Source organism: Cohnella faecalis (assembly GCF_003570905.1).
GTDB lineage: Bacteria > Bacillota > Bacilli > Paenibacillales > Paenibacillaceae > Cohnella > Cohnella faecalis.
The window spans coordinates 694,496-716,768 of sequence record NZ_QXJM01000039.1 but is presented as its reverse complement, the minus strand read 5'-3'; the positions used below and the strand labels follow the sequence as shown (position 1 = coordinate 716,768).

Below are 22,273 nucleotides of genomic sequence, written 5' to 3'. Positions count from 1 at the left end.
CCACGGACGAACGCCTCGGCCTACCGGACGCCGTGATGGCGCCGATAAGCGGACGGCGTCATGCCATATTTTTTTTTGAAAACGGGATACAAATAATTCGGGGTCGAGTACCCGTGATCGAGAGCGATGTCTTCAATCGGACGGTCCGTCTGCAGCAGCTCCGAGCAAATTTTCTGCAGCCGCGCGTGCTCCAGCCAGTCATGAAAGGTCGAATTGCCCTCGCTCCGAAAAATCCGCTGAAGCTGACGGGGGCTCACCCTTACCTTTTCCGCGACGTCCTCCAGCGTGAGAGGTCTGGCCTCATTGTCCTCGATGAACTGAGTCGCGAGCCGGAACCGGTGATCCTTCATATCGCGCTCCGGAATATTGCCCGAATCGCCAGGGGCGGCGTGCACGCGAGCGGCTCTCAGCAAAATCTGAAGAACCGTCTGTTTCATCGTCGTATAAAAACCGACCGGCTGCTCTTCCCATGCGCGATAAGCGTCCAAAAAGCAGTTCATCGCTTGGTAACGGTCCAGCGCAGGCTCAGGAGGCATCGTTTGCAGCAGCCGGACGCATTCCTCCGCTTCTCTTTCCTCCAATTTATCGCCCCACTCCGCCTCCGCCGCTCTGTCCAGTTCAACGATTTCGCAATGCAAGCACAGCTCGAACATGGGGTCTTCGTCATCCGAGCGCTGCTCATGTATGACGTCCGGGCCGGTCAGGTAGAACAGCCCTTCGCCAAGCTCGTATTTCCGGTCCTGTATCGTTACCGTTCCTTTGCCTTTCGGAATGAAGTGAAACTCAAACTCCGAATGCTTATGGAAACCGATCACTTGACCGGGCTCAAATGCCATCAGGTGACAGCGAAGCACACGGATGCCGTACCGTCCCCATCTGAACTGCAAATCCAGCCGGTCCAGCGCATTCCGCTTGCGCGCCATTCTCGCAAACGGAAAAGGCGCGCCGGTTTTTTTTCGATTTTGAAGGTCGTTCCGGTGCGGTTCCGTCATTTGCTTTCACTGCCTCCTTAAAGCCTTTTTATTATTAATATCGGACGAATGAGGCTACGCTTCAAGCTCGGAAAGGAGGATCGGACGGCCTTCGGCTACCGAGCGGTTCGATGCCTCCATCAGCTTCGTCAGATCGACAGCCAATTCGACGTTGCGGGCAGCCTCCGTTCCCTCCAGAATATGGCCAACCCACTGACTGAAGGCAAACGGCAGACGATCGGCGGCCGGCACCTCGATCCAGCCTTCGCCCTTGCGGGAGCTGCGAACGAGCACCTTCTCTTCGGGGAAGCCGAACAGCAGCGTCCCGTCGGTCCCATGAAGCTCGATGGAGAACGGAGAATGGCTGTTCACGAAGCCCGCTTCCACGACGCCGATGGCCCCATCAGGATACGAAAGCACCGCCACTGCATTGTCCTCGACTTCCCGTCCGCTCACGTAACCGTAGTTGGCGTGAACGCTTTCAGGAAGGCCGAGAAACAGCCGTACGAGGTACATCGGATGACAGCCGAGATCGACGAGTGCACCGCCGCCGCATTGCTCCTTCGAATAGAAGTGGGCCGGCAGCCAGTTAGCGGTCGAGCCGTTATGAGACAGACGGACGCGGGCGAGCGTCAGCTTGCCGAGCAGCCCTTCCCCTACAACGCCGGAAATGGTCTGCGTGTAAGAATCGTATAAACGAGGCAGCGATACGGCGAATTTGACGCCCGCCTGCTTGACTGCCCCAGTAATTTCATTCGCTTCCGCGAGCGTAAGGGCAACGACCTTTTCCGTAAAAATATGTTTGCCCGCCTTCGCCGCCTTGACCATCACGTCTTTATGAATATTCGTCGGAGCGTCCACGACAACCGCGTCGATGTCTTCGCGGGCCAGCAGTTCCTCCAACGAAGCGACAAAGGGTACGCCGTATTTGGCGGCTTTCTCCGCTCCCCGATCCGGCCGTTCGTCCCAAATCGCCGCGATCTCGGTCTGCGGATGCTCAAGCACTTGCCGGGTGTAATCTTCCGCATGCACATGCCAATAGCTCAACATACCAATTCGAATCATCTTTTTCGCCTCTCCTTCAAATATACGACACATGGCAAAGATAGCATGTATTTCAGCGCTGATTTAATGCAATTTGATGTCAATATTTATATAAGATTACGACATTAGAAGGAAATCCTCTTTCAATAAATGCAAGCGACAAGTCCTGAAACGAGCTTAAGAAATTAAAAATGATTGTACCCTTTTTAAATACATGTTTACAAGTCGGAATACTGTGTATTATGATGTACCCATAACAAATACTTCCATTACGGAGGAATGCCGCATGTCCAAGTTCAAACGCTTCAAGCTAGCTACCCTGCTGATCGCCGCGGTCGCATTGGTGTTCGGGTCAACCCATCCCATCGCGAATAACACGGTCGACGCAGCAGCCAAGAAGAAGAAAGTTACTCTTCTTAACGTTTCTTACGACCCCACACGGGAACTATACGAGGAATATAACAAAAAGTTCGCCGCCTACTGGAAGAAGAAAACCGGACAGACGGTGGAAGTCAAGCAATCCCACGGCGGCTCCGGCAAGCAAGCGCGCTCGGTTATCGACGGAATCAAGGCGGACGTCGTAACGCTCGCGCTGTCGCTGGACATTACCCAAATTCAAAAAGCCGGCTTAATCGACGCCAAATGGGAAGACAAGCTTCCTTACCACAGCTCTCCTTATACCTCCACCATCGTTTTCGTCGTACGGAAGGGCAATCCTAAAAAAATTAAAGATTGGAACGATGTTGTCAAAGACGGCGTCGAGGTCATTACCCCGAATCCGAAAACGGGCGGCGCTCCTCGCTGGACTTACCTGGCGGCTTGGGGATACGCGCTGAAGCATAACAAAAACAGCGAAGCCGCAGCAAAAGATTTCGTAACGAAGCTGTACAAAAACGTTCCGGTGCTGGACTCCGGCGCGCGGCTCCACGACAACGTTCGCGGAAAGAAAAATCGGAGACGTGCTGCTTACTTGGGAAAACGAGGCTCATCTGATTCTCAAGGAGTTCGGCAACAACTATGAAATCGTCACTCCTTCGTTCAGCATATTGGCGGAACCTTCCGTGGCGGTCGTCACGAAAAACGCCAACAAGAACGGCAACTCGGAAGTGGCGAACGAATATTTGAAATACTTGTACACCAAGGAAGGACAACGTCTCGTGGCGAAATACTACTATCGCCCTAACGATCCTGCCGTTGCCAAAGAATACGCGAAGCAATTTCCGAAGCTGGAGCTGACGTCGATCCGCGCGTTTGGCGGATGGGAAGCCGCTCAGAAGAAGCACTTCGCCGATGGCGGAATTTTTGACCAGATTTACTTGAAGTAATATCGGTCTCTTGCAGAAAGCCTCCAACTCCACTAAAAGTGGCTTTGGAGGCTTTTTTTTCGTTTCATGAGGCGGACGGTTTGCGCTTGCGGCCACTCATGGGAGAGGAGATTCACGCCGAGCTCGTTTCGCGATATTTTCGGTAATGATAGTTTGTCGGTTGCTGCATGTGTCGAGATTTAGAGAATGCTGGCGGTCAGAGTATTGGATGGGAACGGTGCGTTATAGGGAGTCCGTGCAGTGGTGGTGGGAGTTTGTGCGTGGCGGGGAGTCCATGCGTGGTGGGAATCTGTGCGTGGCGGGAATTTGTGCGTGGTGAGAATCTGTGCGTGGTGGAAGTCTGTGCGTGGTTGGGAAGTTAGTGACACCCTTCCGTCGTCGGATTCCGGAAATGGAAGAAGCCGCCGAAGCCGCCTGATTATTTACCTGTATAATGTACATGTAAGTAAGTTCAACTCCATGGAGTTCGATCATTAGCTGCATTTCGTACATTTAGTTATGCTCGTAAAGCCCCGCACCACAACAAATGGCCATATTACCTGCACGTAATGCGGTTATTTTTTCATATCGGCTGCTTCTGACGGGATTTAGCTGTATGAAGTGCATCTAGCTATGCAAAGCTCCCTTGCTCCTGAAGTGACATGACAGCTAAGAGTATGCAATGCTTACCCGAGTACCGCCAGCAAAAGAAGAAAAGCTTGATCAAGGCCGATAAACGGCCTGACCAAGCTTTTCGCGTTGCCATTTTTAACGTCGCGACTATCAGCTCATCGTTCTTTTGACCAGCTTGTACACCATGTTGCCGATCTTGTAATAATCCTTCAAATCCGTCAGCACTTTGGTCATCGTCTGTCCGATCATCGACTTGAGGATGGCGATGCCGATTTCCAGCCGGTATACATCCCATATCGCTTCAAGCACGTCGCCGACGTTGTACCCGGATACGACGAGCATGACGCCCCCCATCTCAAAGCCCAATCCTTCGACCGATCGGAGCAAGGAAGCGGCATCCGCTACGCTTACGTTGTTCGAGCGCATCGTCGTTAGCGTAACGATGATCGCAATGTCGTCATCGTCGAGAATTTTGCGTTCAACGTCGGACAAGGAATCGTACATCGCCTTTTGTTCCTTCTTCGATACTTCCCGAATGATTCGGTAAGTCTCCGCCAAATCCCCGTCGGTGGCCATGCGCAGTCCCGTCGATAGATCGGCAAGCGAGATCATTCCCGAATCAAGCATCCCCTTGGCAATATCCTTCAAAGACCAACGCTTTGTCTTGTATAGGTCGGTGAGCACCCAAGACGGATAGCTTCTCGTCGCCAGCATCGCACCTGCGAGATCGACCAAACCCGTAAATCCGCCGCGGTGCAAATATTCGATGATCCAGTACGAGCTATTCCCGTAGGTATGCAGCACCGTAGCCAACTCACGCGAAGTTACCCCCAGCCCTTTCAGAATCGCGACCGCGTTCGAGGATTCGTAGTTCGTGTACTTAAGGTAGTCCAAAAGCGGATAACCGTTCTTAACCATCCAATAGAGCTTGTTTTCCAATGTACGGCCTTTCATGAAAAGGTAGGCGCGTTCAGCGGTGTAGCCAAACTCTTTTAGAAAGACGACAATGCTGTCGTCGAGCGCGTTGTCACTCTCCAGCACGTTTAGAATATCGGCGCCGGAGAAGCCCCGCTCTTTCATCGCAAGCGCGATCTCGACAGGCGCAGCTTTAGGCGCAACGGTTTTCACAATCGTGTAAACCTGGCGAGCATAAGCTTTGCTGTTCACATATCCGTAGATAATCATTGCGTCTACAATCTCGGCCGGACGGGTGTAGCCCAAGGCAACCAGCAGCTCCACATGTTTTTCGGTGCTAAGCTCTATGCCTTGAAGACGCGGATAAACCGAATATACCGTCCGGATCGTGCTTTCCAGATCGTAGCCGAGCGATCGGAGAAAATGGGTCAAAAACAACTGTCGGTTCAGTCCGAGCTGTCCCTGGCGTTCAAGCTCGGTGGCAACGTCCCGCGCGGACATGCCATTCGACTTCTTCAGCGAGAAATACTCGAGCAGAACGTTGTCTCCGTAAAAGGCCATCACCGCTCTCGTGTACTCTTCTTTCGGAATGCTCGTATTTGAGAAGGCGGTCAAGGCTGCCTGCGCGTCCAGACCGTAGAACCATTTCAGCGCGCTTATGATATCGCTCATTATAAACTTGCCGTACATAAATCGTACCAGTCCGGAAGGCGTATCCGAGACGTCAAGCGGGTTCAGAATTTTTGCCAGATAGATAAAGTTGCTGTCCGTCGTGTACACTTTGCCCGTCGCCAATCCGATCTCGATCAGCCGATAGTGCGGCTTCAGAAGCTCCGTCGTTTCGGCAACGGTAAGCCCGTACTGCCCCTTCAAATAAGCGACGATATCCGTCAGCGAGCTGCGCGCTTGGCGCATGAACGCGATCGCACCTTCCGGCGTATGAATGTCGTTGAGCGTAAGAACGGCTTGCAGCAACGAAGAATCCGTGCTTTGTCCAATACCGTAAACATTCGTCAACGCCGTTCCGACCGCGCTTTCGTCGTACGCATTCCTGCTCTCCAAAATTTGCCGCAACTCTTCTTCAATGATATTGAGCTGCTCCTTCAGGGCGCGCGCGATCTCTTCCATCCGAATGCCGGCCAGCCGCATGTTTTCTGCGATGACGGCGGGATCCGTGTAGCCCGCCGCAATCAGAGCCCTGACGATCGCATCCGCCGATTGATTATACACAACGCTGACACTTTGGAGGATGACAGGAAGCTCGTACAATTGCGATTCGATCAATGCTTTTGTCGCCTCTCCAGGGGTCAGGAAATAATGCAATTGAACCGCTTTTACGATGTCGACCAGCGTAACGCCCGAATTTCTTAAATAAGGAATCGCGTCCGCAATGCTGCTAACGCCGCCAGCTTTGATGTAATCCAGAGCCGTTGCGCCCGCGCTCTGCTCGTACACGCTCGAAACCGCCCATTGGACGACTTCCAAGCTTCCCGCTTGGAGAGCGACAAGCTCGCGGATCGCTTCGCCCGCCGGAAGGCCGTACTGTTCCTTCGCTGCCGTCACGATATCGTGGGTGGTGTAGCTCATCCGCCGCAGAAGATCGACCGCATCCTCGAGCTTGACGATTCCCGCGTTCGCGAGCATTTCGGCCATCGTCTCTTCCGTCGGCTTGCCGAATTCGTCGGCAACGGCGGCAATAATGTTCGAAAGGCCGAAGTAACCCGACTTTTGCAAAGCGGTAATCGCAGCGCTTGCTTTCAGATGATAGTATTTATTCGCTATCTTTGCGGACTTAGGCAAATCGTAGCCGTTTCTCCAAAGCTCCGGTATCGCCTCCTCAAAGCTGCCTTGTCCGAGCGCGCCGAGCGACTCGACGATCACTTGCTCGATCGGCTGATCGTACACGTAAGCCACTTCGGCTTGAATTTGCGGCTTCGTGTAGAAGCCCGAGCCGATCAGCACGGCGGATGCGTTCCCGCTGGCAAGGCTGTAATAATTTTTTCCGGCTCGCACGATGTCCCTAAGTTCGAAATGATTGTTTCTCAGGAGCGTAACCGCCTCGCCGAACGTGGCGATTGCGCTGCCTTCGAGCAAGGCGGCCGTCGTCTCGTCCGTCGGCTTGCCGTATTCCAAAGAAACGGCGGCAACAATATCCGGCAGACTATAGTGGCCCGATTGCTGCAAGGCGAGACTCGCCGCGCCGTCCCCAAGACGATAATATTCCTTGGCGATGTACGCGAGAGCGTCCAGCTTGTAGTCTCTTCCCCAAAACACCGGAATAGCTTCCTCAAAGCTGCCTTGTCCGAGAGCGGCGAGCGACTCGACGACCGCCCGCTCGATCGGCTGATCGTACACATAAGCCACTTCCGTCTGAACCTGAAGATTCGTATAGAAGCCCGAGCTGATCAGCGCGGCAGACGCGCTCCCGCCGGAAAGCCCGAAATAGCTTTTGCCGACGCGCACGATGTCTCTAAGATTGAAGTGGTTGCTTCGCAAATAAGAGACAGCGGCGCCGAGCGTGGTCAAGCCTTTGGCTTGCAAGGAATCCGCAATGCTTTCTTTCTCTCCGGTCTCGTAAATAGTCGAAATGGCTATCGTGATCGCGGAAAAAGTAAACCGATGCGAATCCGTCAAAGCCTGGAACGCCGCCCCCCGAAGAAATTCCGTAGTTGTCCTTGGCCATTCTGACCATTTCCGCCAAGGAAAGCCCCGCTCCGTAGGCGATTTCGATCGCTGCCTGAAAATTTGCCGTTCCGTCCGCGATCTGGCGTTGATACACCGTGTCCAGCATCGATTGCTTATACACGGACGAAATCGTCGTCAATAGCACGCCGGGCGAGCTGATGTTCATCGCCGAGATTCGTTTCGCCGTTTCGCCGGGCGATAAACCGAACGCGTCTTTGACGGCGCCGACGGCTTCCGCGAACGAGTAGCCTTTTCTGCTCAGGTAAGTCATCGCGTCTTCGAGCGTCGTAATGCCCTGCTCCTCGAGCACCCCGACGACCGTTTGGCCCCTGTCTTCGCCGTATGCCGCAGTCACCGCGTTCAAAACGTCGCCAATATTGTTGGGGTACGCTTTGGCGAGCAGACCGGATGTTTTGCCGGAAGCCAGTCCGTAATGTTCCTTTAGCCCTCGGGCTATCGCCGCGATGCCGAAGCCGGCGTTCCTGAGAAACATAATGCCGCTTTCCGGAGTATCGCTGCCAGAGGCGGACAGCAGTCTGGAAATCGACACCTGCTCCGCCGAATACATTTCCTTAAGTAAGCTCACGGTCGCTTTCAAATTGCCGTACAAATTCGTCAGGAACATGAGTCCCGTCATCACTTCATCCATGCCGTATCCGCCGCGAACGAGCGCGGGACCGACAACGTCCGCATTCCGGTAGTACGGGAACCGCGCGGTTATCGTCTTAATGGCGGTGACGGCCGTCGCATTCTGACTTTTCAACGTCTTGATCCACAGCTCGGCCGGATCTCCGCCGAAGACAAAGGCAAGCGCGTTCGCGACATCCTGATCCTCGTATCGAGACTTCAGCAAGGCGGCAGCCTCGACATCCTGCTTGCCGAGCTCCGTGCGCAACGTGAGAGCGATAGCGTTGAGCGGGTACGGCTCGAGCCGCTGCACGATTTCATCGTCCGCAAGCTGCACGCTCTTCAGATAGGCGGCAACTTCGCTTGCGGCGATGCCGTTGCGGCTGAAGCTCCATATCCAATCGTTCCAGCCCATCGTATCAAAGGCGGCCGCAATATCCGTGAACGGATAGCCCGAATTTTTCAAGGCGGCGGTCAAATAAGGCAGAGCGTCCATCCTCACGACGTCGAAATGAACGACCAAGCCTTCGATAAGCTCGGTAAGCGTAAAATACTGCGATTGACTCATCGCCGCCGTAATGTCCTCGATCGTCGTACCGCGGAACAAATATTTGGAATCTGCGGCGATTGTCTTGACGCTGCACGGACAGCCTTGCTTGGAGAAAACATCGCTCCGTTCCAGATCTATCCAATCCCGCAGCGTTATACCGAGTCTTTTGATCATCGATTTGCCGATATCCAGACTGCTCCAGCGGTTCGCGTCCGACATCGCCTTCGCGAACTCCTTCGCGCCGATTTCGTCTTCTTCCGTTTGGACGAAAGCTGTCATCAACGCCTTCAGCACGTCGTCGGCTGCGTAGCTTTCGTTGCTTTGGATCATGACGGTCACGGCATCTTTTAACGTAAATTCATTGCCTGCGGCAACAGCGGCCGAACGAATCAAACGCAAGCTTTCGTCCGAAGGCAATTTCGATTCTCTCAGCAGGTTATACGTAACGATACGATTTCCTTTGTAGACGTTGATCAAGAAATAAGATACGACCGCTTCGCCGTCATAGCCTCCGGCGATGAGCACGGAAGCCATCGCGTTCGATTCCGTCGCAGTTGCCCCATGTTGCAGAGCGGCGATCGCCGAGGCGATATTCGCGCCGTATACCTCTCGCAGCAGGCCAGCCCGCTCTGCGATAGCGACGCCGTTCGACGCCAGCCCGGACATCGCCGAAGCAAGCGCGCTCGGAGAGCTTCCCCAAGCGTCGGCAACATGCGCGGCAGCGACCTTGACGTCAACACCGCTCGCCAGAAGCGCGGACAAGACGACCTTAGGCGCGTCTCCTGCGGCATGGACGGCTTCGGCAACCGGCCCGGCCGGAATGTCTACGGCCAGCATGGCGTTCGCCGCCGAGCTTCCGTCGAACAAGCCTCTGACAACAGCGTACAGCTTGGTCGGCTCAAGTCCGGCGCCATGAAGGGCGATTGCGGCTTCCGACGCGTTCGCGAACGGATCGCTCGCGCCAAGCGCCGTGCCGATGTCGGCTGCCGCATAACCGGCTCCGATCAGCCAAGATGCGATTTCCGTTCCGCTTGCCGAATAGCGTTGACGAGCAAACGTCTCGGCTTCCGACGCGGTGAATCCGGCGGACGCGACCGCCTTTATCGTGTCCGCGTTCGATAAGCCGAAGACGGATTGCACGGCGTTCCCTACCGCGCTAATATTCGAGCCGTTGCCTTTCAGCATGGCTGCCGCACCGTCTGCGGACGCTCTGAACGTCTCGTTCAGCACCGCCGCAATATCGGAGGCGGATACGCCGGCCTGTTTGAGCGACAGGGACACTTGCTTGGCTTGATACCCTTTGTCGCGAAGCTGCGGCGCAATATCGGAAGCCTCATAGCCGGCGGCGATCATCGCGCCGGTTAAGTCTGTATAGGAGCTTTGTACCTGAATGTCGTTAAGCGAAGCGAACAACATCGAAGCGTCAGCGTCCATTTGGAACAACAAGGCGATGAATCCGGCCGTGTCGAGTCCATATTCGTTTTTGACCGCCCTCGAATAGTTCCACCGCGCGAAACCCGCTTCGCGAAGCAATTTAATCGTCTCCAGCGCCGTTTTGCCGTAAGTCTCGCGGAGCGCCTTCGCGAGAGGATCGGCATATTGATCCGTCGGAAAGCTTCGCACGAAGCCTTCGAACGTTGCGACGTTGGCCGCCTCGAACTCCCCGAACGGGACAAGATATGCGCCATTGACAGCCTGCACCCGGTTAACGCCGCCGAAGGCGACTCGAACCGCCGATGTCGACGTAATGGCGGCTCCCGAGGCGTTCCAGGTCAATTCCACCTTCGTCGGTTCCCCGTTAACCCGAGCAGCCCGTACGCCGCTTTGCCATTGATTGTTGATCTTGACGGAGAACGGAGCATTCTCTTCAACGAGGCTTAGCGCTTTATCGAAGCTAAGCACGATTTTCCGGCCGCCCGGATCGGTTGCGGCCGTTAGGAGCGCCGGAGGCAGACTGACGTGTTCGACGACGAGGTCTCCTCCCAGATCGTACCCGTCTTTGGCAAGCCGAACGCGATAATTCGAATTGTACGGGAAAGGAATACCGACTTGGTAAGTCCGCCCTCCATCCGTCGAAACGAATGAATTCGGCTGGAAACCGGAGACGTTGATATTGCTATACAACTTGATCGAAAGTCCCGGCAGCGGCGTCGACATGACGAGATCGAAACCGTTCTCGTTCACTCGCGCCGCTGCGGCGGATGCCTTGATTGGGACGTATAGCTGGTTCGAGTTCCATCTGAAGTCATACGCTTTCTTGTTCAACTCTACCCGGTAGACGCTTCCCTCCGCCAAATTCGCCCGAACGAGGTAAGTACCCGCCTCGGACCCCGTCGTTACGCTCGTTACGGCAATTTCGGCATCGGTGTCGTCAACGGAATAAATTGAAATATTTTCCGCTTGCAGCTCATTCGGTCCAGCGTTCTGGAACCGTATCATGAAACCGTCGCGCGTCGCCGATTCCAACTTTGGATAAACCGCGAGCGGCTCAAACACTTCAATCGGCCCCTCCGATTGGCGGTCGGGCTCGATAAGCTCCACGGTGTAGACCTTGCCTACTGCCATCGACATCAAAACCTGAAAGTTCTGTTCGTCTGTCCAGCCGTTATTTTCGTCTACCCTGTGGTATATGCCATAGACATTATTCGGTGTAATAACCTGTCCCTGGTCGTCCGTTATTCTCAGCCATTCCTTGGTCAAGCCGGGCATCGGCGCGCTGAAATGGAGCTTGAAGCCTAAATAATAAGCGTCCGATGTAGTCATCGCGACAAGCGGCTCAGGCTCGGGAAGCGGAGGAACCGGCACGACGAACGGCATGCCTTCGCCGAAATCGTAGCCTTGTCGAACGATGTGCAAGCTGTAGTCTTCACCTTCGATCAGAGCGGCGCGCACGGTGTAAGTCCCGCCGCCGTCCGTCGTTTCGACCGCGCTAATGGAGACCGTATTCCCAGCTCCATCCAGCAGAATGACATTGGATGCGCTTAGGCCCGGCACAGGCGAATCAAGCGCCACGCGGAAGCCTATCGATTCCGGATCGGCGATCGACTTGCCGACCTTGATCGGCACGTATGCGCTAAGCGCGGAACCGAATACGTAACCCGGCGCGGCCAAGACGAGCGAATACGTCTTCCCGCCTTCGAGCTCCGCTTCAAGCCAGTAACTGAAGCCCCCGTCGTTCGATATCGCTGTATTGATCGCAACGACGTTTCCTGTACTGTCCTTGAGTTGGAACGCATCCTTCGATAAACCTGCGACTCCCGGAGTCAGGCCGATCCGAATGCCAGTCGGCGCTGCGGACAGAATCTCGCTTGCAATCGTCGTTGGCAAAGTAACCGATAAGGAAGGCTCAATGACGTAGCCCGCGCGAACGAAAGCAATATGATAGGTTTCGCCGCCTCGGAAGTTCGCTTGCACCCGGTAAGTCTCGCCTTCGTCGTCCGTGACGACTCCCAGCACCGGAATCGCGTTGCCGTCGCCGTCGAGAATGGAGAAGTTCCCGGCGTTCATGGACAGAACGGCCGGATTCATTCCGATGACGAATTCGGACAAGCCCGCGCCAAGCAGCGCAGCATTCGCGAACACCGGCACTTCCGCAAAAACGGGATTGCCGAAATCGTAACCGGCTTTTAACGGAACAACGGTGTAGCGTTCGCCGCCCCAGAAGCTGGCTTCGATCTTATAAGTAAAGCCCCCGTCCTCGGTGGAAGCGATCAGCACTGGCAAGACGCGGCCATCCGATGCGCGCTTCAGCCTGAAATCGCCCGCCCGCAAATCCGGCACAGCTTCGCTGAAATGAAGCAAGAAGGCGCTCTTGTTGTCGCTGGCCATGCCGCCGTAACCCGTCTGAACGGATTTGATGAACAAGGAGAGCGGCGCGCCGAAATCATAACCGGCTTTCGCAACCTTCAAAGTATAGGTTCGATCGGTTTGCAACGACGCGCCGATTTCATAGCTGTAGCCGCCATCCCACGAAGCGAAGCTTACAGTCGGAACCGCATTGCCGCTATCGTCAAATAAAACGATATCCGTATAATTTAAAGACGTCTTGGAGCTTAGGTTCAGCGTCATTCCGCCGATCGAAATGCGATCGAGCGCTGCCGAACGGGATTTCAAGGAAAGCGTTTGAGTCGACCGTACAAGATATCCCGCTTTTTCTATCGACACCGAATAGGCATGCGCGCCGGACAAAGGAACTTCAACCTTGTAGGTCAAGCCTCCGTCGGTCGACTGCAGCGACTGAACGGCAACGGTCCCTCCCGTTTCGTCCTTCACGCTTATATCGGAAGGCGCCAAATCCGGTACCGGCGGAAACAGCCTGAGCACAAACCCGTCCTGGTTCTCGCCCGTCATCCAGGCGTCGGACTTGATCTGCATGCCGATTGCAAGCGGATCGCCAAAATCAAATCCCGGATATGTCACCGCAAGATAATACGTTTCATCGGCCTCGAAATCGCCGAGCAAGCTGTAGTACGGTCCGCTATCATATGCTAAAGCGGCTGCGACCGTCTTTCCTTTGCTGTCCGTCAGCTTCACGTTCGCAATGGTCAACTCCGACGGTGTCGGATTGATTCCGAATATGATTTGGCCGGCGAACGTGCCGAACAACCATATCGATCCGAGAGACGGAATGCTGAACGCAATCGGAGCCGCGAGGTTATAGTCTTCGCGGTTCAAATCGAGCGAGAGATCGTTGCTCCCGAAGGATCCGAATCGGACTTGATACGTCAAGCCTTGATCCTTGGTCGATATAGAGACCGCATAAAGATTCGGCGGTATTATCGTGCCGCTGCCGTCGCGAAAAACGAGCTGGCTCGGCTTCAAATCCGTAACCCGTTCGCTGAACGTAAGCTTCATGCCGTCTTGCTTAAGCTCGGATATCGTCGCCGTAATCGTCTTCGTAACGGCGAACGTAATCGGCTTGTATTGTTGATAAAGCGCGCCAGGCTTAACCTGCAGCGTGTAAAATTTGCCCGGCGTCAGCGAAGCGGTCAAGACGTAGCTGCCGCCTCCATCATTCGTCGCCGCAGAGACGATTTTCACGTCGGCTCCTGAGGCGTCGCGAATGACGAACTGATTTTTCAGCAAGCCCGGCAGCGGAGCGTCGAACGCAACCGTAATGCCCGCCGCCGAAGCATGGGACACGGAATACCCGGCCGGCACCGCGAACGACACGGGAGACATCGCATGACCGGCGACGTTAAGCTCCACCGTATAAGTCGTCCCCTGCTGCAAAGCATCCTCGCCGGCGAATTTAAAGAGATAATTCGCTCCTCCATCCAGTGTCTGATACAAATACGGATTGAAAATGTTTCCTGAGGCGTCTTTGAATACAATCATGTTGCCGTAATCCTGTATTCGCGGCATCGGAGGATCGAACGACATGGAAACGTCGCCGCCCGACGTTACTTCTCCAATCGAGCCCTTCACGAAGATCGGGACATGGAAGACAATCGGGCTTCCGAACTTGACGTAGTCCTTCCGAATCGAGAGCGTGTAGTCTTTATTGCTTGTTAACTTCACGCTAACCCTATAAGTCGCTCCCCCATCCAATGTCGTAAGCGATAGGCCGTCGACGCGAACTCCTTGATCGTCCCGAAGGTCGAGATCGGCGGGCAATAAACCCGGCACAGCTTGCCCGAAAACGAGATCGAAGCCGTTATTCGAAATATTGGCGATTTCCTTCGCTTCCGCATCGATCGTCACGCCCGCCTCGAACGCAACGCCTTCAGCCGGAAGATGCCCGGTCAGCTTCAGCTTGTATTGTCCGCCCGTCAATTCCGCAACGAGCCGATAAGTTCGGCCGCCGTCCGTCGTCGTCGCGGATTGAATTCCGACCTCCTCGCCGGTATCCGCGCGAGTGATTACAAATTGATAAGGCTGAAGTCCGTCCAGCGGAAAATTAAGCGATACGCGCAGTCCCGTGTTCGTTACTTGATCTGCCGATATCGTCGCCAAGACAGGGACGTTAAAAGGAAACGAAGTCCGGCCGAGCGAAGCGGTTACTCTGAGCGTATAGTCGCCCGGCGTCAAATTCGCCGCTACCTGGTAGCTCGCTCCTCCGTCGGAGGTCGATACGGCAATGCCGTTCACGACCGTTCCGTTGCTCCGCTTCACTTCGAAGCCGTTCACGGTGTTGATCGCCGTCGGCGGATTCAGGACGAACGTGAAGCCTCCGTACGAAATATCGGTAACCTTGTACTCGGGCTCTAGCGTGATCGATTTCGACTCGCCGAAATCGTACCCTTCCTTCACGACGCTAACCGTGTTCGACTGTCCTCTCAGCCCGCCGTAAGAGACGATGTAGTACCCTTGAAAGGAATACCATGCTACGTTCTCCACAGGCACGCTCTCGCCGGAAGCGTTCACGATCCGGAAGTTGTCGGCGGTGAGCCCCGGCACGGCCGGACTCAGTCCGGCGAGGAAATTGTTCGGACCGACGCCGACGTACGATTGCGCGAGCGTCGTGCGAATCAGAAAGACCGGCGCTCCGAAGTCGTAGCCTTCATGGGCAATGGCCAGCTTCAAGCGCTGGTATTGCATCGCGGCCGATTCGAGATAGTAGCTGTTGCCCCCATCCGCCGTCGTCGCCGCATCGATAACGATCGAGTTGCCGTCCGTATCCGTGAGTTGGAAGTCGCCTAACGCCAATCCGGGAACCGGAACGTTAAAATAAACGATGATCCCGGCATTCGACGGCTCGAACGTCGTGTATTTCGAGACGGGTATGGCTTCGGGAACCGCAGCAATTCCTTCAATATAATGGTCATCGTCTATATCGATCCGGTAATGGTAATTGCCTGCGGCGGACAAATCCGCTTGAAAAACAATGGATCGCCCGCCGTCCTCCGTCTTGACGGCGTCTACCGGAATCGGATTGCCCGATTCGTCTTTCAACTCGTAGGAAACGAAAGGCAGCTTCGCGACGGCATTCGGCAAGCGGAGCTTGAAGCCCGTTCTCGCAACCCATGCGGTCTCGGCTTGCAGCCGCGTCGGCTCCACGGTCAATTCGACCGTTCCATTCGCGAACGAATACCCCTCTTTATCGAGCTTCAGCGTATACGTCCCGCCTTTGGCGAGTCTCGACCAAACCTCGTACTCGGCCCCTTCGCGAATCGGGCTGAGCATATCGACGCCGATCTCGGCCGCGCCGTCTGTCAGCACGAAGTTCAACGCGTCGAGCTCCGGAACTTGCTTATCCAAGGAAATGACGAAGCCCGCCGTCGAAATGCGGCTAATCGTCGGTTGAACGTTGATATCGCCAACGGGAACGCTAATCGTCAACGATGCGCCGAAGCTGTAGCCCGTTTTTGCAATTGCGATCTCATAGCTTGTCCCTTCGGCTAAAGCCGCTTCGACCGAGTAAGAAGCGCCTCCGTCTTCCGTCGTTGTGCCCGTCGCCTGAACCGGAGCGCCCCCGCCGTCCGGAACGATCGTGAAGTCCGATGCGGTCAGTCCCGCGACCGGCGGATTTAACGACACGGCAAAGCCTTCCGTATCCGATGCTGTTATCGCCGCGTTAACGGCAATAATTTCCGGATCGGAGACCGGCACGAAAATCGTGATGGCATCGCCGAAGCTGTAGCCGGTCTTCGCGATCGACAGCGTGTACGTTTGCCCTTCGGATAGCTCTGCGTCGAACACATACGACCCGCCGTCTCCGGTGGAAGACTCTCCGAAGGAGATTGGCGTATTGTCGATTTTGTTAACGAGCGTAAAATTCGACGACGTTAATCCTGCGACCGGGCCGTTCAACGCCAGAGTAAATCCTTCCGAGCTTATGCCGTAAACCGATGCGGTTACCGACACGAGCGGCGGCGGCGTCACGGGAACCGTGAACGCCGTTTCGGCTCCGAAGCTGTACCCCGTCTTGGATATCGAAAGCTTATAAACAGCGCCTTCGGTCAGAACGGCCGGGATGCGATAAACCGTTCCCCCGTCCAACGTCGTCGGAGTTGCTACGGCAACCGGCTGGTTGGCGGCGTCCCGCAACGTTATATCCGATGCGGAGAGCCCCGCCACCTGAACGCTTAAAGCGAGCCGGAAGCCCGTTGCGCTCGACTGGCTGACGCTCGCGACGACGGCTATGTCAGGCGTCGGCGTCGGTTCCGGAGATTGCGTCGGCTCTGGCGAGGATGTCGGTTCCGGGGATTGCGTCGGCTCCGGTGTCTGCGTTGGAGTTGGCCCCGGCGTTCCTCCCGTTCCCCCGCCCCCAGCTCCTTGCGAGCCTCCGTTCGTCGTCACTTCCTTTTTCGCCGGTTCTTTCTCGAACGACACCTTGTCCGAATCGACAATCGCCGTCTCTATCGTTCCCGCTCCTGTGACGTCGGTTGCTCCGTGAAGAGTCATATTGACGACGTTAACTCCGCTTTCAAGCCGAATCTTGGAACCCGTCACCTCCTCGCCCACCACGATGCTCTCGATCGAGCCCGAAGCGACGGTCAGCTTGACGTCATCTTTGATTTCGACGTTCTTGAACTCCCCGGACAGCGTCACTTCCCCGGAAGAAGAAATCGTAATTCCCGCGATGCCGCTGTTCGGCGATTCGATTGTGGCATCCGTCCGGACGTCCATCTGTTCGATGACGGTCGTTCCGCCTACGACGATGCGTATCCGCCCGTCGGTCTTCTCGATAACGACGGCACCCAATTCGGAATTATCGATGTGAACGCTGTTCTGGCCGCCGCCATTCACGAACGTTTTCCCGCGCACCACTACATTTTGCAGGAAGACGTCTCCTTCTCCGACGGATTTGCCGATCGTTAAATCGCCTTTGACGATTACATTCCTAAGCGTAGTGCCCGGCGCATTGATCTCCAGATTGCCGCCTACCGTAAACTCGCCCGAGGACGGTCCGTAAGCTCCTGCCGTCGTCAAAGCGCGCGCGTTCGGCACGATGCCGCCGTTAGCGGCCGGAACGGACCGCTTCCGTATGCCGTCCAAAAGCGAGACGGCTTCGGCGCGGGTAAGCGGCTTGAGCGGGCGCACGGTGCCGTCCGGATAGCCTTGAAGAAGCCCGGATGCGATGGCCGCCTCCAATGAAACGAGACCGTATCCCGGCACATCGGTGTTGTCCTTAAATGCGCCCAGCGCGTTCGCCGCTTCGTCGGCGATCGTCGGGACGAGCTGCGTCAGCATCGTTACCGCTTCGACCCGCTGCAACGGCTTGTCGGGACGGAACGTGTTGTCCGGAAACCCGCGAATGTAACCGGCCTGCGCCGCCGCTTTCACGTCGGAAGCGAACCAGGCGTCGATCGGCACGTCGCTGAACGCCGCTTTTCCGTCGCCGACCAGAGCGAACAGCCGATTGACGAGCGCGACGAACTGAATGCGCGTAATGATCTCATCGGGACGCGAGGTGCCGTCCGGGAACCCTTTGAGCAGCCCCCGATCGACCCATTCGGTCATAGGCTCTTTCGCCCAATGTCCTAACAGATCCGCCGGCACGTCAAAGCCCGGCAATGAAGCTGCCGCTTCCGCCCGCGCGCCTTCCCCCGCCGGAGCAAAGAGACCGACGATAAGGCTTGCGATCAGCATCCATTTCAATAGAAAGCCGTTCCATTTACCTCTAATAATTCTTTTCACCAAACAAGCTCCTTCCGCTTCTATAAAATCTATTGAATGAGCACAAAGTCTCGCAAAAGAGATTCCGAGATATTACCATTGTGAAGCTCGCGAATAAAAGAATAATAAAAAAATAAGCGCCCAAACGCAGAAAACCGCGAAAGCTCAAGCTTTCGCGGTTTTTGATTTCTGTCGAAAATATTTATTTTCCGCCGTCGAACGGTGGAAGCTTGACGCAAACGATCGGAATCGGAGCTCCGAGCATTGCGGCCATTGCAAGAAATTCCGATACGGCAAGACACCTTTATGGCTGACGCCTGTATAGTTCTCGACCATATCCGTGGTCAACAGATACACTTCGCCATTCGTCCCAAACGCGATGCTCTCCCGTGGCTCCCTCTCGTGTAACTGAACCGCTCGCTGCTTAAATTTCCGTTGTGCAGCTTCCTCAGTCGCTCATCAGTGGGACGCCGTACCTCTCTTTCGCCCAATAGCTTCCTCAGTCGCACATCAGTGGGACGCCGTACCTCTCTTTCGCTCAATAGCTTCCTCAGTCGCACATCAGTGGGACGCCGTACCTCTCTTTCGCCCAATAGCTTCCTCAGTCGCTCATCAGTGGGACGCCGTACCTCTCTTTCGCCCAATAGCTTCCTCAATCGCTCATCAGTGGGACGCCGTACCTCTCTTTCGCCCAATAGCTTCCTCAGTCGCACATCAGTGGGACGCCGTACCTCTCTTTCGCCCAATAGCTTCCTCAGTCGCACATCAGTGGGACGCCGTACCTCTCTTTCGCCCAATAGCTTCCTCAGTCGCACATCAGTGGGACGCCGTACCTCTCTTTCGCTCAATAGCTTCCTCAGTCGCACATCAGTGGGACGCCGTACCTCTCTTTCGCCCAATACACTGTGCCGTTCAAGCGCTAAACCGCTATGAAAACAAAACCGGAACTTCATGCAATCGAGACTGGAACCGTACAAGAGGCTTGCGGCACCGATGCCGCAAACCTCCTTTTATTGTCCGCCTACTTCCGAGCGGCGTTGCGCCATTCCGAAGGGGACATTTTCTTCAGCTTCTTGAACGTCCGGCTGAAATAATAAATATCGTTAAAGCCCGTTTCGTGCGCGACCTCGGATATCGTCATCCGCATGCTCCGAAGCATGCTCTCCGATTTGTTGATCCGCACGAGGTTGATGTATTCGACCAACGATTTGTCCGTCAGTTGCTTGAACAATCTGCTGAAGTGGAATCGGCTAAGACCGACCAAGTCGGCGAGCCGCTGCACGGTCAGCTTTTCCTTGTACCGCTTGTCGATCTCAAGGAATACCGGAGCCAGCCGTTCAAGCTCCTTGATCCGGTAATCGTACTCTTCGCGGTTGCGCACAGTCGCCACATGGCCACGCACGAGCAAGGAAAGCAGCCGGTACAGATGGGACTTGATCGCCAGCTCGTAACCGATTTCCTCCCGCTCTAGCTCGTCGTGGATCGCCATCATGCAACCCGCAATTTCCCCGTCGCTCGCGATCTTGTTGTGGAACAGGATCCGGTTCTCTGTGATCGGGGATATGAACTTGCGTTCCACCGCGTCTTCCGAATGGCTGTGCAACAAAGAGAGATCCACGATCATCGCATAATAAGACAAATCCACGTCGTTTGCGATACCGTAGTGCAGCTCGTTGCTGTTCACGACGCAGAGATCGCCCGCATTGAACGTATATGGAACCGATCCGCATTCGATCGTGGCTTTCCCGGAGACGAAATACAAAAATTCGATATGCTCGTGCCAATGATGGGGGAACAACAAAGACCCGACTTCAACCGGACTCGTCCATCGCGGGTGGATTTTGATCGGAAACGCCGGGTTCGGCATCGGCATTGGCTCGCGCAGCAAAGCCAGGTTGTTCACTTCCATCGCATAATCCTCCGAAATCGCACGATCATGCAAATGATGAGCATGCTTATTCATGGTTCGCCCTGTTTTTCCTATTATAATACGAAGTAGAAAGCAAGGTGCAACAATACTTCAATTCGGGAGAGTGTCGACAAGCTATGGCTTCCCTTCGCATCGGCGTCATCGGTACGGGATCTATCTCGGAATTGCATTTGAACGCCTACTCGGCGAATCCTTCGGCCAGCCTCGTCGCCGTCTGCGACATAAACGGCCAACGCGCATCGGACGTCGCAGCCAAATACGGCGCAGGCAAAATTTATACGGATTACCGCGAAATGCTCGCCGACCCAAACATCGACGCCGTCAGCGTGTGCACGTGGAATAACACGCACGCGCCGATCAGCATCGCGGCGCTCGACGCCGGCAAACACGTGCTCGTGGAGAAACCGCTCTGCCGCACCGTCGAAGAAGCGCTTGCGATAGAACAAGCTGTTCGCCGGTCGAGCAAACTGCTGCAAGTCGGTTTCGTCCGCAGATACGATCCGAACGTAGCCATGCTGCGAAGGTTCATCGACGACGGCGAGTTCGGCAAGCTCTATTTCGCCAAAGCGTCGACGATCCGCCGACTCGGCAATCCCGGCGGCTGGTTCTCCGATACCGAGCGCTCGGGCGGCGGCCCGCTCATCGACATCGGCGTCCACATCATCGATTTGTGCTGGTACTTGATGGGCAGGCCGAAGGCGACGACGGTCAGCGCCAATACGTACCGCCAACTGGGCAACCGGGCGCATATCGAGAATTTGTCATTCTACAAAGCGGCCGACTACGACGCATCGAAAAACACGGTCGAAGATTTGGCGAACGCGATCATCCGGTTCGAGAACGGAGCATCGCTCATGGTCGATGTCAGCTTCACCCTGCACGCCAAGAAGGACGAGAGCGTTGTCCGGCTGTACGGAGACAAAGGCGGCTTTGAAATCGATCCAGAGATCGCTATCGTAACGGAGAAGCATAACACCATTTTGAACATCGAGCCGCAGACCGACTATTCTCGCCTTAACATCCAAGCCGCGTTCCAAAACGAGATCGACCACTTTGTTCGCTGCGCGCTGACGGGCGAGACGCCGATCAGCCCGGTCGAGGACGGCGTCGCGATCATGCGAATTCTTAGATCCATCTACGAATCGGCGGAAAAAGGCGAGGAAATCAAGCTATGAAGCTCGGCGTCAGCACGTACAGCTTCTGGCAGGCGATGGAGAAAGGCGAGATGGACGTCGTGCAAGCGCTCGGCCACATTGCAGCAATGGGTGGCGAACATGCCGAGATCGTACCGCTCGGTTTCGATCTGACGGCGAATCCGGAACTGATTGCGGCCATCCGTGGCAAAGCCAAGGAAGTAGGCATCGAGCTGTCCAATTACGCGGTCGACGCGAATTTCGCCGGACTGGGCGACGAAGAGTACGAGGCGGAAATCGAACGTGTCAAAAGGGAAGTCGACATCGCGGCCGCGCTCGGAGTTTCGCTCATGCGCCATGACGTCGCGCGATCGGATGACCGATCGATCGGGCGTTTTCTCGCAGATTTGCCGCGACTGGTGGAAGCGTGCCGCCGAATCGCCGACTACGCGGCACCGCTCGGCATTACGACAAGCGTAGAAAACCACGGCTACTACGTCCAGGCAAGCGACAGAGTGCAAGCGATTGTCGGCCTCGTCGACCGTCCGAACTTCCGCACGACGCTCGACGTCGGCAACTTCGTCTGCGTCGACGAAGATCCGGTCGTCGCGGTTCGAAACAATATCGCGATCGCCTCCATGGTGCACGCCAAAGATTTCTACCGCAGGCCCGCTTACGAGAATCCGGGCGAAGGCTGGTTTCGTTCCGCCGGCGGTGCTTATTTGCGCGGTGCCATCGTCGGCCAAGGAGACCTGGATATCCGTTCCGCTCTGCGCATCGTCCGCGAATCGGGGTACGACGGTTTTTTATCCATCGAGTTTGAGGGCATGGAGCCTTGCGTGCAAGGAACACGGATCGCGCTGGATAACGTTCGAAGATTTTGGGAGGAAGCAGCTCTTTAACCAAGCTAAGGAGGATAC

At 55.5% G+C, this 22,273-nt stretch carries 6 protein-coding genes and 1 pseudogene; 3 read left to right on the top strand and 4 right to left on the bottom strand.

What is annotated here, in order from left to right; all coding sequences use genetic code 11:
- Positions 1–20 precede the first annotated feature (20 nt).
- Together D3H35_RS16185 and D3H35_RS16180 are read right to left on the bottom strand one after the other, a co-directional pair.
- Positions 21–992, bottom strand: coding sequence for an AraC family transcriptional regulator (locus D3H35_RS16185; protein ID WP_119150304.1), 972 nt, complete (start codon positions 990–992; stop codon positions 21–23).
- A gap of 54 nt (positions 993–1,046) precedes the next feature.
- Positions 1,047–2,036: a Gfo/Idh/MocA family protein gene (locus D3H35_RS16180; RefSeq protein WP_119150303.1), complete on the bottom strand. Its 990-nt coding sequence runs from the start codon at positions 2,034–2,036 to the stop codon at positions 1,047–1,049.
- 265 nt (positions 2,037–2,301) lie between these two features.
- Here D3H35_RS16180 and D3H35_RS16175 point away from each other — a divergent pair.
- Positions 2,302–3,340, top strand: a pseudogene (locus D3H35_RS16175) (sulfate ABC transporter substrate-binding protein).
- Between the two features lie 3,997 nt (positions 3,341–7,337).
- Here the strand turns inward: D3H35_RS16175 and D3H35_RS16170 are convergent.
- Complete coding sequence (locus D3H35_RS16170; protein WP_119150302.1) at positions 7,338–18,311, bottom strand: S-layer homology domain-containing protein; 10,974 nt, start codon at positions 18,309–18,311, stop codon at positions 7,338–7,340.
- Between the two features lie 1,000 nt (positions 18,312–19,311).
- A complete protein-coding gene (locus D3H35_RS16160; RefSeq protein WP_233567961.1) occupies positions 19,312–20,253 on the bottom strand; it encodes an AraC family transcriptional regulator in 942 nt (313 codons plus the stop codon).
- Between the two features lie 83 nt (positions 20,254–20,336).
- Here D3H35_RS16160 and D3H35_RS16155 point away from each other — a divergent pair, with 83 nt between their 5' ends.
- Both D3H35_RS16155 and D3H35_RS16150 read left to right on the top strand, forming a co-directional pair.
- A complete protein-coding gene (locus D3H35_RS16155; RefSeq protein WP_119150299.1) occupies positions 20,337–21,395 on the top strand; it encodes a Gfo/Idh/MocA family protein in 1,059 nt (352 codons plus the stop codon).
- Positions 21,392–22,255, top strand: coding sequence for a sugar phosphate isomerase/epimerase family protein (locus D3H35_RS16150; protein WP_119150298.1), 864 nt, complete (start codon positions 21,392–21,394; stop codon positions 22,253–22,255). The genes D3H35_RS16155 and D3H35_RS16150 overlap by 4 nt, the downstream gene beginning before the upstream one ends.
- The last annotated feature ends 18 nt before the right edge of the window (positions 22,256–22,273 follow it).